The organism is Limnohabitans sp. 2KL-3, from assembly GCF_001269405.1.
Classification (GTDB): Bacteria; Pseudomonadota; Gammaproteobacteria; order Burkholderiales; family Burkholderiaceae_C; genus Limnohabitans_A.
On record NZ_CXON01000007.1, the window covers coordinates 89,997 to 105,784 of the forward strand.

Consider the following 15,788-nt stretch of genomic DNA (forward strand, 5'->3'; position numbering starts at 1 on the left):
GTCGCGATTGAGACGGGCCAAGCCAGAGCCAAGTGGGCCATTCGCCCACCTCAGCTCAAACTTCCAGCCACTCCTTGCGGATGTAACTGTTGGCCCGCAACTCATCGGGTGTGCCTTGGAAGACGATGGAGCCATGGCCCATGACCAAAGCACGGTCAGAAATGCTCATGGCAATGGTCAGTTTTTGCTCAATCAGCAAGACCGAGACCCCTTTGGCCTTCAGGCTGTGCAGAAATTGCCCCACCAACTCCACAATTTTGGGGGCCAGGCCCTCGGTGGGCTCGTCAATGATGATCAGGTCCGGGTCGCCCATGAGGGTGCGGCACAGCGTGAGCATTTGTTGCTCGCCGCCTGACAACACACCGGCTTCGGTGTGCTCACGCTCTTTCAAGCGCGGAAACATGGCAAACATGTCCTCAAAGGACCAGCGGCCGTTTTTGCCGCTGCGTTTTTGACCCAGTTGCAGGTTTTGGCTGACGGTGAGTTTGGGAAAGATGTCGCGGTTTTCGGGCACATAGCCCAGGCCCAAGTGGGCGATTTCGTAAGCTTTTTTGCCCTGTATCGACTGGCTTTTCCAGTCGATGCGCCCTTCGCACTCGACCAGTCCCATGATGGCCTTGGCGGTGGTGGAGCGGCCCGAACCATTGCGCCCGAGCAAGGCCACGATTTCGCCTTGCCCCACCTCGAAATCAACACCGTGCAACACATGGCTTTTGCCGTAATAGGCATGAAGGTTTTCGATTTTCAACATCAGTGGGCTCCCGCTTGGCTGTCCGCAACCGGAGAGCCCAAATAGGCCTCCTGCACCTTGGCGTTGGCCCGCACGGCTTGGGGTGTGTCAAAAGCGATCACTTCGCCATACACCACCACCGCGATTTTGTCGGCCAAACCGAACACCACCCCCATGTCGTGTTCCACCGTGAGCAAGGTTTTGCCCACCGTGACTTCCTTGATGAGTTGGATGAAACGCGAGGTTTCGCTCTTGCTCATGCCCGCCGTGGGTTCGTCCAGCAAGATCACATCCGAGCCACCGGCAATGGTCACGCCAATCTCCAGCGCACGCTGTTCGGCATAGGTCAAATTCACCGCCAGCACGTCCCGTTTTTTGTCCAAACGGATCATGTTCAGCAGCTGATCGGTCCGCTCGTTGGCGTCTTTCAGGCCTGACAGGAACTTCAAGAAGCTGTATTTGTAGCCCAGGCTCCACAGCACCGCGCAGCGCAGGTTCTCGAACACACTCAGCTTGGGAAAGATGTTGGTGATCTGGAAGCTGCGCGACAGCCCCAAGCGGTTGATCTCGTAAGGCGTTTTGTGTTGAATGGCTTGGCCATTGAGCAAAATCTCGCCGCTTGTGGGTCCAAAACGGCCGCTGATCAGGTTGAACAGCGTGGACTTGCCCGCGCCGTTGGGGCCAATCACGGCCACGCGTTCGCCGGGCGCGACCGCCAGGTTCACGCCCCGGATGATTTCGGTCTTGCCAAAATTCTTGCGAAGGTCTTTGAGTTCAAGTGCATTGGTGCTCATGCTGCGTTCTCCCGGCGCTTGATTTCTTTTTCAATGTCGGTCTGAATCTCGCCCCAGTCACGCGCAAACTGCCTGCGGGCCAACTCAAACAAGCCCAAACCGGTCAGCATGACAAAGGCCGAGCCAAACCAGCTGTCCAAGCTCTTGGCATTCAGCGTGGCCCCCATGAACTTGACCGTGTCACCCAAAGCCGAGTTGAGCTGCAAGTGATAAACCATCTCGATCATGGCCCCGGCACCCGCCAGCATGACGATGGCCGTGAGACCCAGGCCCAAATAACTGGTCCAGATCTGGCGCAGTTTGCCGAACTTGGCCACCCGCAGGTTCATCATGATCAAGCTGGCAATGCCGCCCGGTGCATACATGACCATGAACAGGAACACCAGGCCCAGATAAAGCAGCCAGGCCTTGGTCAACTCGGACAGCAGCACAAAGGCAATGATCATCAAGATCGCGCCGATGATGGGGCCAAAAAAGAAAGTGGCTCCGCCCAAAAAGGTGAAGAGCAAATAAGCGCCCGAGCGCCCTGCCCCGACCACCTCGGCCGTCACAATCTCGAAGTTGAGTGCACCCAAACCGCCCGCGATGCCCGCAAAAAAGCCAGCAATGATGAAGGCCATGTAGCGCACGCGCTGGGTGTTGTAACCAATGAACTCCACACGCTCAGGGTTGTCGCGCACCGCGTTCAAAATGCGGCCCAGCGGCGTTTGTGTGAAGGCATACATGAGCGCCACACTCACAAAGGTGTAGATGGCAATCAGGTAGTACACCTGAATTTGTGGGCCGTAGGTGATGCCAAAAAAGGCCTCACCCGCCACCCGGTTGCCCGAGACGCCCGCCTCACCCCCGAAAAACTCCGAGAACATGAGCGACATGGCAAACACCAGTTCGGCCACGCCCAGCGTGATCATGGCAAACGGCGTGCCCGATTTTCGGGTGGTCACCCAGCCCAGCAAAATGGCAAAGCCCATGCCTGCCACGCCACCCACGATGGGCAGCAGGCTGACCGGGATGTTCAACTTGCCGCCACTCACGGCATTGAGCGCGTGAATCGCCATGTATGAGCCCAAGCCGGTGTAAACCGCATGGCCAAAGCTCAACATGCCGCCTTGCCCCAACAAGATGTTGTAGGACAGGCAGGCAATGATGGCGATGCCCATTTGCGCCAGCATGGTCACCGACAAGTTACTGGTAAAAACCAGCGGCGCAGCCAGCAAGACCAGGGCGAACAGGCTCCAGATGACCCAGCGGCCCACGTTGTAAGGTTTGAATTTGTAAACAGCAGCCATGTCTTAACCCTCGCGTGTGCCCAAAAGACCCTTGGGTCGGAAGATCAGAATCAACACCAAAAACAGGTAAGGCAAGATGGGCGCGACCTGCGACAGCGTGAGCTTGGCAAAGGAGTTTTCCTGCGTAGCGGCCGACAAAGCCCAGCCCATGTCTTTGGCCAGCGTCAAGAAAGAATAGTCAATGGCCACGGCAAAAGTCTGGATCACACCGATCAGGATGGACGCCAAAAAGGCCCCCGACAGCGAACCCATTCCGCCCACCACCACGACCACAAAAATGACCGAACCCACGGTGGCGGCCATGGCGGGCTCAGTGACGAAAGTGCTGCCGCCAATCACGCCGGCCAAACCGGCCAGGCCTGTGCCCGCACCAAACACCAGCATGAACACGCGTGGCACGTTGTGGCCCAGCGACTCCACCATTTCGGGGTGAGTCAACGCGGCCTGAATGACCAAACCGATGCGCGTGCGGGTGAGCAAAAGCCACAAAGACATCAGCATGAGCAAGGCCACCAGCATCATGAAGCCGCGTGTGGCCGGAAACGGTGAGCACACCACACGAATGGCGGCATCGGCTGCACTGCACATCTCGGCAGGCGCAGCGCCCCAGACCACACCCAGGCCGTTGACCGAGTGGTTGATCAGGGTAAAAGCTGAGCTGCGCAAAATTTCAGGCGGGGGAAACTCGACCGCCGTGCGGCCCCACACCAGCTGCACCAATTCCAGCACCACATAAGACAGGCCAAACGTGACCAGCAGTTCGGGCACATGGCCGAAGGGGTGGACTTTGCGCAAGGTGACACGCTCAAAAACGGCACCACAAGCCCCGACGAGCAGGGGCGCCACAACCAAGGCAGGCCAAAAGCCGATCCACCCGGTGAGGGTGTAACCGAGATAGGCCCCGATCATGTAAAAACTGGCGTGCGCAAAGTTGAGCACACCCATCATGCTGAAAATCAGCGTCAGCCCGGAGCTGAGCATGAAGAGCAACAGTCCGTAACTGAGACCGTTGAGCATGGAGATGATGAAAAACTCCATAAAAACTTTCCAGACCCTCTGGGGTCTAACAACGTTACCGAAAGTGGGTTTGAACACTCAAACCCCAACCACACCCAAGGCACAAGCCCATGAAAAAGCCCGATGAACATCACGTTGATCGGGCCTGAACCCTCTCATCTTGCACAGCACAGAACCACAGGCTCTGCGCTGCACAAGACTGGCCGCCAAGCGGCACCCTTTGATTAGCCAGGGCGCTTCATCTGGCAGCTGGTAGGCGTGCTGGAGACGTAAGACGGGAATTCCTTGACCGGGGCCAAGGTCATGCCAGTGTTCTCAGGGCTGTAGGGGTACTTTTTGTCCGCCTTTTGCCACACGGTCATGTACAGCGGTTGCTGCATTTGGTGGTCAGTCTTGCGCATTTCCACATCACCGTGGTAGCTCTTGAACTTCAAGCCCGACAGAGCTGCGGCCACTTTGACCGGGTCGGTCGACTTGGCTTTGGCCATGGCTTCACCCAAGGCGCTGTAAATCGTGACCACAGAACCGGTGTAAAAGTCGTCGTTGAACTTTTGCTTGAACTCGGCCATCCACTTGCCCATGTCACCACCCATGTTGTAGTGGCTGTAGGCAATTTGATAAACACGACCTGCACCGGTTTGGCCCAAAGCCGTTGGTGTGCCCGTCACGCCTGTGTAGTAGGTGTAGAACTTGCCGGTGTAGCCGCCTTCGTTGGCCGCCTTGACCAGCAATGCCAAGTCAGAGCCCCAGTTGCCGGTGATCACGGTGTCTGCACCCGAGGCTTTGATCTTGGCGATGTAGGGCGAGAAGTCACGCACTTGGGCCAAGGGGTGCAGGTCTTCACCCACGATTTGCACATCGGTGCGCTTGCGGGCCAGGTTTTCCTTGGCGAACTTGGCGACCTGGTGGCCGTGTGAGTAGTTCTGGTTGAACAGGTACACCTTCTTGATGTCTTTGTCGTCCTTCATGAAGGTGGTCATGGCCTCGATCTTCATCGAGGTGTCGGCGTCAAAGCGGAAGTGCCAGTAGCTGCACTTGCTGTTGGTGAAGTCGGGGTCCACCGCAGAGTGGTTCAGGAAAATGATTTCCTTGCCGGGGTTGCGCTCGTTGTGCTTGTTGACCGCTTCGATCAAGGCACCGGCCACCGAAGAGCCGTTGCCTTGGGTGATGTAACGCACGCCTTGGTCCATGGCGGCTTTGAGCGCGTTCAGGCTTTCAGCGGGGCTCAACTTGTTGTCGATGCCAATCACCTCAAACTTGACACCTGCGGGGTTGGTTTTGCTGAATTTTTCAGCAAAAAACTGAAAGCTCTTGAGCTGGTTGCTGCCCACAGGGGCCATCAGGCCGGACAGCGGATCGATCCAGGCGATCTTGACGGTCTCGCCCTTTTGCGCATAAGCGCCCATGGAGCAAGCGGCCAGGGCTGCGGCTGCGATCAGACGGGTGGTGGTTTTCATTCAAGGTCTCCTGCGTGGTTAATCGGAACAGCTTCAGCGTAACCGCTGCGGCAACAAATGCGCTCGGGGTTTGCCCCTAAGGCATATCACCCGCGCGACTTATTGATCCAACCCCATCCAGTTTGTAGGGTCCCAGTTTTTGTCGGCCATGTGGTTTTATGCCGTTGTGGGAGCCCCGCCCCCGCCAGGCGATGGCTTTTGGCCTTGAGGAAGACCTGCCTCAGGGCGATGGGTCGTGGTCTGCGAGGCTGCTCGCGACGGGGGCGTCGCTCCTACAGGGGATGCCCTGCATTTTGTAGGAGCCCCGACCCCGGGGCGATGGGTCGTGGTCTGCGAGGCTGATCGCGACGGGGGCGTAGTTCCGACAGGGAATGCCCTGCATTTTGTAGGAGCCCCGCCCCCGGGGCGATGGGTCGTGGTCTGCGAGGCTGCTCGCGCCGGGGGCGTAGTTCCGACAGGGAATGCCCTGCATTTTGTAGGAGCCCCGCCCCCGGGGCGATGGGTCGTGGTCAACGAGGCTGCTCGCGCCGGGGGCGTAGTTCCGACAGGGAATGCCCTGCATTTTGTAGGAGCCCCGCCCCCGGGGCGATGGGTCGTGGTCTGCGAGGCTGATCGCGACGGGGGCGTCGCTCCTACAGGGGATGCCCTGCATTTTGTAGGAGCCCCGCCCTCGGGGCGATGGGTCGTGGTCTGCGAGGCTCTATCGCGACGGGGGCGTCGCTCCTACAGGGGATGCCCTGCAATTTGTAGGAGCCCCGCCCCCGGGTCGATGGGTCGTGGTCTGCGAGGCTGATCGCGACGAGGGCGTCGCTCCTATGGGGGATACCCTGCATTTTGTAGACATGATGGATGACCTGCCCACCTGACAAACGTGGGTTAAGTTAATGGGTGTGAAACCTTTATCAACTCAGTGCCACAACTCAGGAGGCAGGTCATGAAACAGTTTAACGATATTTACGTCGGCCTTGATGTTCACAAAGACACCATCGCCGTTGCCGTCGTGCGCGGTCTTCGCACGAAACCGAGTTACTTTGGAGAAATCCCCAACACACCAACGGCCATCACCAAGTTGCTCAAACAACTGAGCCCCGATGGCGAGGTGCTGAACTTTTGCTACGAAGCGGGGCCATGTGGTTATGAGGTCTACCATCAGCTCACCCGGCAGGGCCACGCCTGTGACGTGGTGGCCCCTTCCTTGATCCTGAAGATGCCAGGCGTGCGCATCAAAACCGACAGGCGTGACGCCATGAGCTTGGCCAAGTTGCACGCCGATGGCAGCTTGACGGCCGTGTGGGTACCCGACAAAGAGCAAGAGGGCATCCGAGATCTGAGCCGGGCACGCGAAGATTTCAAACAAACCGAGACCAAGGCACGCCAACGCTTGGGAGCGTTTTTGCTGCGCAACGGCAAGGTCTTCACCGGCAAAAGCAAGTGGACCGTGGCGCACTGGCGCTGGATGGAGACGCTCACATTTGAGACGCCCACGCAGCACATCGTGATGCAAGAGTACGTGGAGGCGCTCAAGGAGGCCAGTCGGCGCGTGTTGGGCATGGAAAAGCAAATCTTGCTGGCCGTGCGCGGCTGGAGCCTGGAGCCAGTGTTGAACAGCCTGTTGGCCATGAGAGGGGTGAATACGATCACGGCGGTGACTTTGTTGGCCGAGCTGGGGGACATCACGCGCTTTGACAACCCCAAGCAGCTGATGTCGTATTTGGGGCTGGTGCCCAGCGAATACAGCAGCGGCAGCAAAAGGCAGCAAGGCGCGATCACGAAGACGGGCAACGGGCACGTCAGGCGGGTGCTGATCGAGGCGGCCTGGAACTACCGATTCCCGGCACGCAAGAGCCGCACGATAGAGATGCGGGCAGAAAAGACCAGCGAGCGGGTGCAGGCCATTGCGTGGGAGGGGCAAAAGAGACTGTGCGGGCGGTATCAAAAACTGCTGACGTCGGGCAAGCTCAAACAAAAAGTGTGCACGGCGGTGGCCCGCGAGATGGTGGGCTTTGTCTGGGCGATTGCGTGCGAGGCCAGTGGCCGGGTGCACGGTAGCCGGGCAACGGCATGAACAAGAGGTCGGTGATTGTGGTTCAGGGACTGCGCAGGCAGAACTGCAGAACCCCAGATGCTCCTATGTGGCGCTCACTCGCAAGGGGGAGATGACCCACGACTGTAGAGATGGGCAGCTGCGCGACCGAAGACAAGGCATGTGGTAACCAACCCACGAATACCAGATTGATCTACCGTCGCCCAATCAGCCTCGTAGTCCCTGAACCACAGTCACTGACCGAGAAGACAAAAGAAACAGACAGAGAAAGCTGAAAAACAACCGACACCTATTGACAGGTCAATCCATACCAGGAGCGACGCCCCCGTCGCGATGACCCTAGCAGACCACCACCCATCGCCCCGAGGGCGGGGCTCCCACAAAATGCGGGCTCTTCCCCTGTAGGAGCGACGCCCCCGTCGCGATGACCCTCGCAGACCACGACCCATCGCCCCGGGGGCGGGGCTCCTACAAAATGCGGGCTCTTCCCCTGTAGGAGCGACGCCCTCGTCGCGATGACCCTAGCAGACCACCACCCATCGCCCCGAGGGCGGGGCTCCCACAAAAAGACCATCGCCCCGAGGGCGGGGCTCCCACAAAATGCGGGTTATTCCCCTGTAGGAGCGACGCCCTCGTCGCGATGACCCTCGCAGGCCACCCCCAAACGCCACAACGATGTCACCTCGGCCGCCCTTGCTGCGTGCAGCGGGTCGGTCGCGTCTTGGGCTTTGCTGTGAACCGGCTTGGCGTCCATGCGCCCCAGCACCACCAAACCTGCCGCCTCGATCCAGCCCATCAGCTCCTGCCGCGAGCGCAAACCCAAATGCTCGGCCAAGTCCGACAAAATCAGCCAACCCTCGCCCCCTGGGCACAGGTGTTCAGGCAAACCCTTTAAAAACCCCTTGAGCATCTGGCTGCCTTCGTCGTACACGGCCTGGTCCAACAGCGACGTGGCCCGGGCTGGCAACCAAGGCGGGTTGCACACCACCAAAGCCGCTTGCCCTGGGGGGAACAAATCGGTCTGCAGCAACGTCACCTGGTTTTGCACGCCCAAACGCTGCAAATTGTCTTTAGCGCAAGCCATGGCCCGATCGCTCAAATCGGTGCCCACCACCTGGGCCGCGCCGCGACGGGCCAGTGCTGCTGACAGCACCCCCGTGCCTACCCCAATGTCAAACGCCACCGAATGCGTGCCCATGGCGGCAGGCCATGGGGCCTTGGCCACCAACGCCACATACTCGCCGCGAATGGGCGAAAACACCCCATAGTGCGGAAAAATCCTCAGAGCCTCGCCCAAAGCGGGCACCTCCACCCCGTTTTTGCGCCACTCAAACGCCCCCACCACCCCCTGCAAACTGCGCAGCGACAGCACCGAACCCTGCCCATTGGCCGGCCCAAAAGCCTGCGTACAAGCCTGGCGCACATCGGGCGCACGCCGCAAAGCCACCCCGTAATCGCCCTGCAACTCAATCAACACTTGGTTGAGCACCCGGCTTCGGTGCGCCTGCGCCTGGCGATGCGTGTGAAACGCAGCCCCGGGCACCACGGCGGGGGCCGCCTCTGATTTCTTGACGCGCACCTTTTTGGGCTTGTCGATGCGCCGCGCCAAAGCCTGCAACAACTGCCGGGCGTTCTGAAAATCCCCCCGCCACAACAAGCCCGTGCCCTCACAAGCCAGCCTGAAAGCCGTGTCCGCGCTCATCGTGTCATCGGCCAACACCACCTTTTTGGGCACCGCCGCCCCCTGGTCCATGCGCCAAAACAAAGACCGCGTCTCGTTGTCCTCAGTCCAGACCAACTCGGGTTGCACATTCATGCCGTATCGCCTTCAGGCGCCTTTTTTCTACACAGAGGGCCATTTGGCCGGTGCGGGACTATAGCCCGGACGCAACAGGAACCTGCACATAGTGCCTTAATTCTCAATTTTTTATTAAAAAGTCTCATAAACATCAAACCAATAAAGGCACAATAACAAGCTAGTATGTTTTTAGATACAAACTTAAACCAAAAAATGGCGTACTTTCAGCAGTCCTCAAAATCATTTTGTGAGCGTGCCGTCGTTTTGGTCCCGACCTGCAACCCCGGCCCGACTTGGCCCGACTTTTTGGAGGCGATCCAACAACAGGTCGCGCAACCCCTCAAAGTCGTCATTCTTGACTCCGAATCAACCGACGGCAGTGCACAGGCGGCGCAAGCGCGGGGCCACCAGGTGCAAACCGTGAGCCGCCGTCGTTTCAACCACGGGGGAACCCGCCAGCAAGGCATCGAGCAGCACACATCAGGTGCCGAGTTCGTGATTTTTTTGACCCAAGACGCCATCCTTGCCGACCCCTACGCCTTGCGCAACCTGTTTCAAGCATTCAACGACCCCCAAGTCGCCGCAGCTTACGGTCGGCAGTTGCCCCACCACAACGCCACCCCCATCGCCGCCCATGCCCGGCTGTTCAACTACCCCCCGCAAAGCCACACCGTCACCCTGCAAGACAAAACCCACAAAGGCATCAAAACCTGCTTTCTCTCCAACTCCTTTGCCGCTTACAGGCTATCGGCATTGCACCAAGTGGGTGGGTTCGCCACAGATCTGATTTTGGGTGAAGACATGCACCTTGCCGCCCGCTTGCTATTGGCCGGCCACGCCATTCGCTACCAAGCCAACGCCAGCGTTTACCACTCGCACAGCTATTCCCTGCGTCAAGAACTCGGCCGTTACTTCGACACCGGTGTTTTTCATGCCCAACAGCACTGGTTAATCGAAACATTCGGATCTGCTGCAAATGAAGGTATTCAATTCATCCGCTCAGAAATGAATTATTTGATTAAAAAATCCGCATTTTCATTGCCCGAAGCCTTATTGCGAAACTTAATGAAATATGCCGGATTCAAAACCGGACAACTTCACGCGAACATGCCCCAGTGGCTGGCCAAGGGCTTGTCCATGCACAAAGGGTATTGGGTTTGAATCAAGCCAATAGCCTGTCAGCGCCCTTCATGCGCGAGGCCTCGACCATGAGCTTGCGCACCGTGCGGCTGTCCAAACTCGCCATTTTGTGCGGCGACCTGGCCGCCATCATGCTGGCCTTTGTGTTGGCCACACTGGCCTGCACAGGGCTGGCCACCGGCAGCATGCTCCACGTGGCGCACTGGTTGGACCAACAACAAACCGCACGGCTCATCTCATGGGGGCTCATGGGCATGCTGGGCACATTCTTGTTGCTCATCAGTTACCAGCACTACAGCGACCGACGCCCCTTTTGGGACGAACTGGGCGATTTTTTACGCCTGATCGGCTTGCTGGCGCTGCTGGACATGTCGCTCGTGGCCATCAACCAATGGCAAGTGTCCCTGCCATGGTGGTGCATTTCTTGGGGCATGGTTTTGCTGGCGCTGGTGTGCATGCGGGCCGCGACTCGGCGCCTGCTCAAACGCATGAACCTCTGGATTCGGCCCACCGTCATCATTGGCGTTGGCAACAACGCCGCCGATGCCGCCATGGCCCTCAAAAGCCAGCCCGAACTTGGCTTGCAAGTCATCGGTTTTGTCTCGACATGCGAAGGCCAAAAAGGCGACAACCCCGCTACCTACCCGCGCCTGCAACAGCAACAAATCGAAGCCCTGGCTGGCCAAATCGGCGTGCAGTGGGTCATTGCCCTCGAACACTCCGAATCGGAACAACGTGAACACTGGCTGCGCATGTTGGCCCAATGGGGCGCACCCGACATCAGCGTCATCCCCGCCATGCGCGGTATACCGCTGCACGGCACCGACATCTCGCATTTTTTCTCACACGAAGTCGCCATGCTGCGCATGCGCAACAACCTGCGCCGCTGGCCCGCCCGCCTGACCAAAAGGGTGTTTGACACCTTGGCAGCCATCGCCTTGCTGGTGGTACTGAGCCCCCTCATGCTGGCCCTTGCCTTGCTGATCCGGCGCGACGGCGGCCCGGCCCTGTTTGCACACCCACGGATCGGCAAGTACGGCAAAACCTTTAATTGCTACAAATTTCGCACCATGGTGGTCGACGCCGAGCAACAACTCGAACTCTTCCTCCAATGCCAGCCCGAACTGCGTGTGCAATGGGAAAACGAACGCAAACTCAAGAACGACCCCCGCGTCAACGGATTTGGCCGCTTTTTGCGCATCCACAGCCTCGACGAACTGCCGCAATTGATCAACGTGATCCGTGGCGAGATGAGTCTGGTGGGGCCTCGGCCTGTGGTTGAGGCCGAGCTCAAACGCTTTGGTTCAGATGCCAGTTACTACCTGCTGGTGCGGCCCGGAATGACCGGTCTCTGGCAGACCAGCGGTCGATCCAGTTTGGACTACGACAAGCGTGTTTACCTGGATGCCTGGTACGTTAAAAATTGGTCGTTTTGGTACGACCTCATCATCCTGTTCAGGACCGTCCATGTGGTTTTTTCCAAGGACGGCGCATATTGACGTTGTTGAGACCTTGACCCACGTCGGCCAAGAGCGTTGGGTCCATGGCCTCACCTCATCACCCAAGATCACTCAATGGACGCTACACGACTCTTCAGGGCCGGCCTGAAGTCGCCATGCGCCAAAGACAGGTTAGGTGAAAAGAACGGGTCATCATTCAAACGGTCTTGCCACCGGTCCATCATGAAATGCACCTCTGACACAAAGCGTTGATGGCGCTCACCCGTTAGATCATCGCCTCGACTTGCGGACTCGTGGTGGACCATTTCTGCAAAGGGGGTGTAAATGCAAGCAAAGCCAGCTTGGTGAAGGCGCAAGCAAAAATCCACATCATTGAACGCAACGGCGAGTTTCTCATCAAGACCCCCGACCTTTTCATAATGCGACTTGCGAATCAGCAAGCACGCCGCAGTCACGGCCAACAAGCGATGGTGCAACGCAATTCTGCCGAAGTAACCCGCATGGCCCTTGGGTGACTTGGAGTGGGCGTGACCGGCCACCCCACCCATTCCAATGATCACACCACCGTGTTGCAAACCCTGGTCGTTGGGATACCACAACCTTGTGCCCACCGCGCCCACATCGGGCAGGGCGGCAAATGACAACATCTCTTCCAGCCAATTCGGTGTGATGATTTCAATGTCATTGTTCATCAGGCACAAAAACTCCCCCTTTGCCTGTTTTGCCGCTCTGTTATTCAAGGCCGAGTAATTGAAGGGGCCATCGTCTCGAATGATGCCAATACCCTGAGCCTTCAATTGCTCAAAGTAAAGCAAGCTGTTGGGCTCAACGCTGCCATTGTCAATGACCAGGATTTCAATGTGAGGGTAAGTGCTGAGTTTGAGCAAAGACTCAATGCAGGTTTGGAGAAGCTCAATCCTGTCACGGGTCGGAATCAAAATGCTCACCATCGGCAAGGGGGTTGGCAGTGCAGGCATGACCCGATTCATGCTTGGAATTTCCGGCGAAGGAGACACTGTTGCGGCCAAACCGATGCGTGCCAAGTGACCCTCTAACGCCTTTCTGCTGGCAGACTCTGCATAAGGTTTTTGATCGGCGGCCAAAGCCGTACTGCCTGCTATCGCACGCCAGTGGTACAGCACGCGCGGGATATGAACAATCTGGTGGGTGGCACTGCGCTCAATCACGCGCAAAGCCAAATCGTAATCTTGCGAGCCCTCGTAACCCACGCGGAATCCGCCAATTTCAAGCAACTCACTGCGTCTGTAGCAACCCAAATGACTGATCATGTTTTGAGCCCACATCAGCTCACGGTTGTACTCACCTTTGAAGTAGGGTCCAAAGCGAACACCGCTGCCGTCAATCTTGTCTTCATCGCTGAAGATGATGTTGGCATCGGGCTGTTTTTGCAGGGCGTTGACCACCCAAAACAGGGCCAAGGGGTGCAACCTGTCATCGTGATCCAGCAAGGCCACCCATTCGCCACTGGCGGAGTGCAAAGCTGTGTTGCTGCTTTCTGAAATATGCCCATTTTCTTCGCGCAAGCTGAGCACAATGCGGGGGTCTTTTTTGGCCGCATCCCTCAAATATTGGCGAACCTCTGGCCGTGGTGAGGCATCGTCCGCAATGCACAACTCCCAACGGTCATACACCTGCGCCTGAACGCTTTCGATCGCCTCTTGAAGGTAGTTCAAAGGGGAGTTGTAGGTGGGCATCAAAATAGACACCAGCGGCTTGTTGGACCATGACGGCATCAGGCCACGCATGCGTGCAACCTGGTCTGGTGTGGGTTCATTGGCTTTGATCCAATCAAGGTAGTCATTGCCCAGCTGCAATTCGGCCTGCACCTTGTTTGACAGATCTTGAATGCTGTATTTGCGCAAAAGCTTGGGCAACTTGGGCAGCGAGACGGCCATGGTTTTGATGACCCGAAGCCATGAGCGTGATTGCGCTCTCCACCGCCTGACACCATTAAAAAACCATCGAACCGGAGACATCCAACGCCAGCTGCGGCTGTTATACAAAGTGGCCAATTCCTGCTCGTGTTGCAGTTTGGGCACAGTGCTTGCAAGCAACTGCGTCAGCTCCTGCTGCAGTCCGTGTTGCTGACCCTCAAGCACCGTGCATCGGTCTTTGAGTTGCAGACGAAGACTGTCAAGTTGCTGGGCGCGATCTTCGAGTTGTTGAGCGTGATTTTCAAGGGCGATGGCACGGTCATGCTGTTGTTTGATGACAGTCGCTTGGTTTGCAAGCTCGGAGGTTTTACTTTCTACTGTTTCAACCCAATCGCTGTGTTGCCAATTGCGCTCCATGACCAAGCCCAATTGAGAGATTGACCAGCGAGTACGCCATTTTTCATAAACAACATGAGCCGCATTGCCGTGAAATGGCGCATGTTGATGCACGCCAGAGCTCTCGTGAATGCGATAAAAAGCAGTGATGACAGGCACAAACAGAAAGTCGCTGTGTTGTGCGGCTTGCAGCCAAAAGTCCCAGTCTTCGTACAGATCAAGTTGCTCATCAAAACGACATCCCAATTCACGCAAGCGAATGGAAAACAGTGCACTGTGCGCAGGCATGGAGTTCCCCGCCAACAAACGCAAAGGATCGTACGGCAGCCCCATAACGGGTTGGCCTGTTGCTTCACCATTGGCGTTGACGGTCTGCGTTCGGCTGTAAGACACCAGATAAGAGGGTGCCTTTTGAAGGGCATCGACCAAGTTGCTGATGTGGTTGGGCGAAATCCAGTCGTCATCGTCCAACAAAAGAGCGTACTCACCTGTGGCCAGTTGAAGCGCTTTATTGGCTGCCTTGGATCGTTGAAGCGGTATATCTGTTGCCACCAGTTGCACATGACAGTGGTCATTTCGCACGGGCAATTCCGGGTGGTTTGGAACAGCAGCAATAACCAAAACCTCAATTTTTGGGTAGGTTTGCCGCCCAACGGAGTTCAACGTCTCCTCAAGGGATTTTCTGGCAGTGCTGCGTATCAGTATTGAAATTATTGGTGTAGACATATGTTTGAATCATACAATTCAAGTATGTCTTATTTTCATCAAACAGCGTACTTGCAATGTAATTTGGAAAAGCTGTTTCCCCAACCTTTACTCCGTGGTGTGTTGGCTAATCAAACATGAGCCAAGAAATTCATGTGGTTTCCGCCGTCATTGTTTGTTTTCATCCAAACCCTGAAACACTGCACCGCTTGATCTTGGCGCTTGCGCCCGATGTGCATCAAATTTTGCTGGTGAACAACGGCCAAGTGGATGAACTGCCAAGTGATTTGGGCGCACAAGTGCAATGCATAGAACTTGGCTGCAACCTAGGCGTGGCCGAAGCACTCAACCGCGGTTTTGCCAAGGCATACGCCGAGGGTGCCGATGCCGTGATTGGTTTCGATCAAGACAGCGAACCCCCAGTGGGGCTTGTTTCGCAAATGCGAGACCATTGGAACGGCGAAGTCCATCGCCAATCGCATCTCAAATTTGGAGCCATCGGACCCGCCACATGTGACAGGGATGGTGCGCATTTGCTTACAAGCTTTGCGCCTTATAACTGGATGCGTCAGCGCATACGACCAACGTCCGGCAAGCGTTGGCATGTTGACCACCTCATTACATCGGGCTGCCTTATCCCGCGTGAAGCTTGGGAAAAAACAGGCCCAATGAATGCCGATCTTTTCATCGATTGGGTCGATGTTGAATGGTGTGGCCGAGCACGCGCGGCAGGTTACACCCTGCTCATGGACGGTGATGCGGTTTTGATTCACCGCATAGGTCATCGGTCACAGGCATTTTTGGGGCGGCATTTTCATGTGCATTCACCTTTTCGCCATTACTTTGTATTGCGAAATGCCTTGTTGCTGTGGTCTGACAAGCGTTTTCCAACAGGGTGGCGCGCACACCACCTCCTCTACGCTCTGCGCGTCATTCTGGCCAACTTGATTTTTGCGCCCGGTCGGCTGCAAAGGTTGATCTGGGTGGCCCGTGGCTGGCGAGATGGCTGGGCGAAACGCACCGGTGCACAAGGGCATATCCCTGACTGACTGGCGCTTTGCCT

11 protein-coding genes are annotated in these 15,788 nt (G+C 57.1%); 4 read left to right on the forward strand and 7 right to left on the reverse strand.

Translation table 11 applies throughout. The features are described from left to right. Positions 1-55: 55 nt before the first annotated feature. The 5 genes from AMM41_RS11315 to AMM41_RS11335 form a co-directional block, all read right to left on the reverse strand. Complete coding sequence (locus AMM41_RS11315; protein ID WP_089957810.1) at positions 56-751, reverse strand: ABC transporter ATP-binding protein; 696 nt, start codon at positions 749-751, stop codon at positions 56-58. Further along, positions 751-1,524: an ABC transporter ATP-binding protein gene (locus AMM41_RS11320; protein WP_089957813.1), complete on the reverse strand. Its 774-nt coding sequence runs from the start codon at positions 1,522-1,524 to the stop codon at positions 751-753. The genes AMM41_RS11315 and AMM41_RS11320 overlap by 1 nt, the downstream gene beginning before the upstream one ends. Continuing rightward, on the reverse strand, positions 1,521-2,813 hold the full coding sequence (locus AMM41_RS11325; RefSeq protein WP_089957816.1) for a branched-chain amino acid ABC transporter permease: 1,293 nt from the start codon (positions 2,811-2,813) through the stop codon (positions 1,521-1,523). The genes AMM41_RS11320 and AMM41_RS11325 overlap by 4 nt, the downstream gene beginning before the upstream one ends. Positions 2,814-2,816: 3 nt before the next feature. Continuing rightward, positions 2,817-3,851 carry a branched-chain amino acid ABC transporter permease gene (locus tag AMM41_RS11330; protein ID WP_089957818.1) on the reverse strand — a complete coding sequence of 345 codons (1,035 nt, stop codon included), beginning with the start codon at positions 3,849-3,851 and terminating at the stop codon, positions 2,817-2,819. A 203-nt stretch (positions 3,852-4,054) separates the two neighbouring features. Then, positions 4,055-5,287: a branched-chain amino acid ABC transporter substrate-binding protein gene (locus AMM41_RS11335; protein ID WP_089957821.1), complete on the reverse strand. Its 1,233-nt coding sequence runs from the start codon at positions 5,285-5,287 to the stop codon at positions 4,055-4,057. A gap of 934 nt (positions 5,288-6,221) precedes the next feature. On the opposite strand from AMM41_RS11335, the gene AMM41_RS11340 reads away from it, so the two are divergent. Next, positions 6,222-7,352, forward strand: coding sequence for an IS110 family RNA-guided transposase (locus AMM41_RS11340; RefSeq protein ID WP_089957824.1), 1,131 nt, complete (start codon positions 6,222-6,224; stop codon positions 7,350-7,352). Between the two features lie 586 nt (positions 7,353-7,938). Here the strand turns inward: AMM41_RS11340 and AMM41_RS11345 are convergent. Continuing rightward, positions 7,939-9,147, reverse strand: coding sequence for a 50S ribosomal protein L11 methyltransferase (locus AMM41_RS11345; RefSeq protein WP_089957827.1), 1,209 nt, complete (start codon positions 9,145-9,147; stop codon positions 7,939-7,941). Between the two features lie 195 nt (positions 9,148-9,342). Between AMM41_RS11345 and AMM41_RS11350 the strand changes: the two genes are divergently transcribed. Then, positions 9,343-10,290, forward strand: a complete 948-nt coding sequence (locus AMM41_RS11350) for a glycosyltransferase family 2 protein (protein ID WP_089957830.1) — start codon at positions 9,343-9,345, stop codon at positions 10,288-10,290. Beyond that, on the forward strand, positions 10,287-11,768 hold the full coding sequence (gene wbaP, locus AMM41_RS11355) for an undecaprenyl-phosphate galactose phosphotransferase WbaP (RefSeq protein ID WP_228769238.1): 1,482 nt from the start codon (positions 10,287-10,289) through the stop codon (positions 11,766-11,768). The genes AMM41_RS11350 and wbaP overlap by 4 nt, the downstream gene beginning before the upstream one ends. Positions 11,769-11,836: 68 nt before the next feature. Here the strand turns inward: wbaP and AMM41_RS11360 are convergent, their stop codons facing one another. Then, positions 11,837-14,746 carry a glycosyltransferase gene (locus tag AMM41_RS11360; protein ID WP_089957835.1) on the reverse strand — a complete coding sequence of 970 codons (2,910 nt, stop codon included), beginning with the start codon at positions 14,744-14,746 and terminating at the stop codon, positions 11,837-11,839. A 116-nt stretch (positions 14,747-14,862) separates the two neighbouring features. Between AMM41_RS11360 and AMM41_RS11365 the strand changes: the two genes are divergently transcribed. Then, positions 14,863-15,774 (forward strand): glycosyltransferase family 2 protein, encoded by a 912-nt coding sequence (locus tag AMM41_RS11365; protein ID WP_089957839.1) that lies wholly within the window; start codon positions 14,863-14,865, stop codon positions 15,772-15,774. Positions 15,775-15,788: the final 14 nt, after the last annotated feature.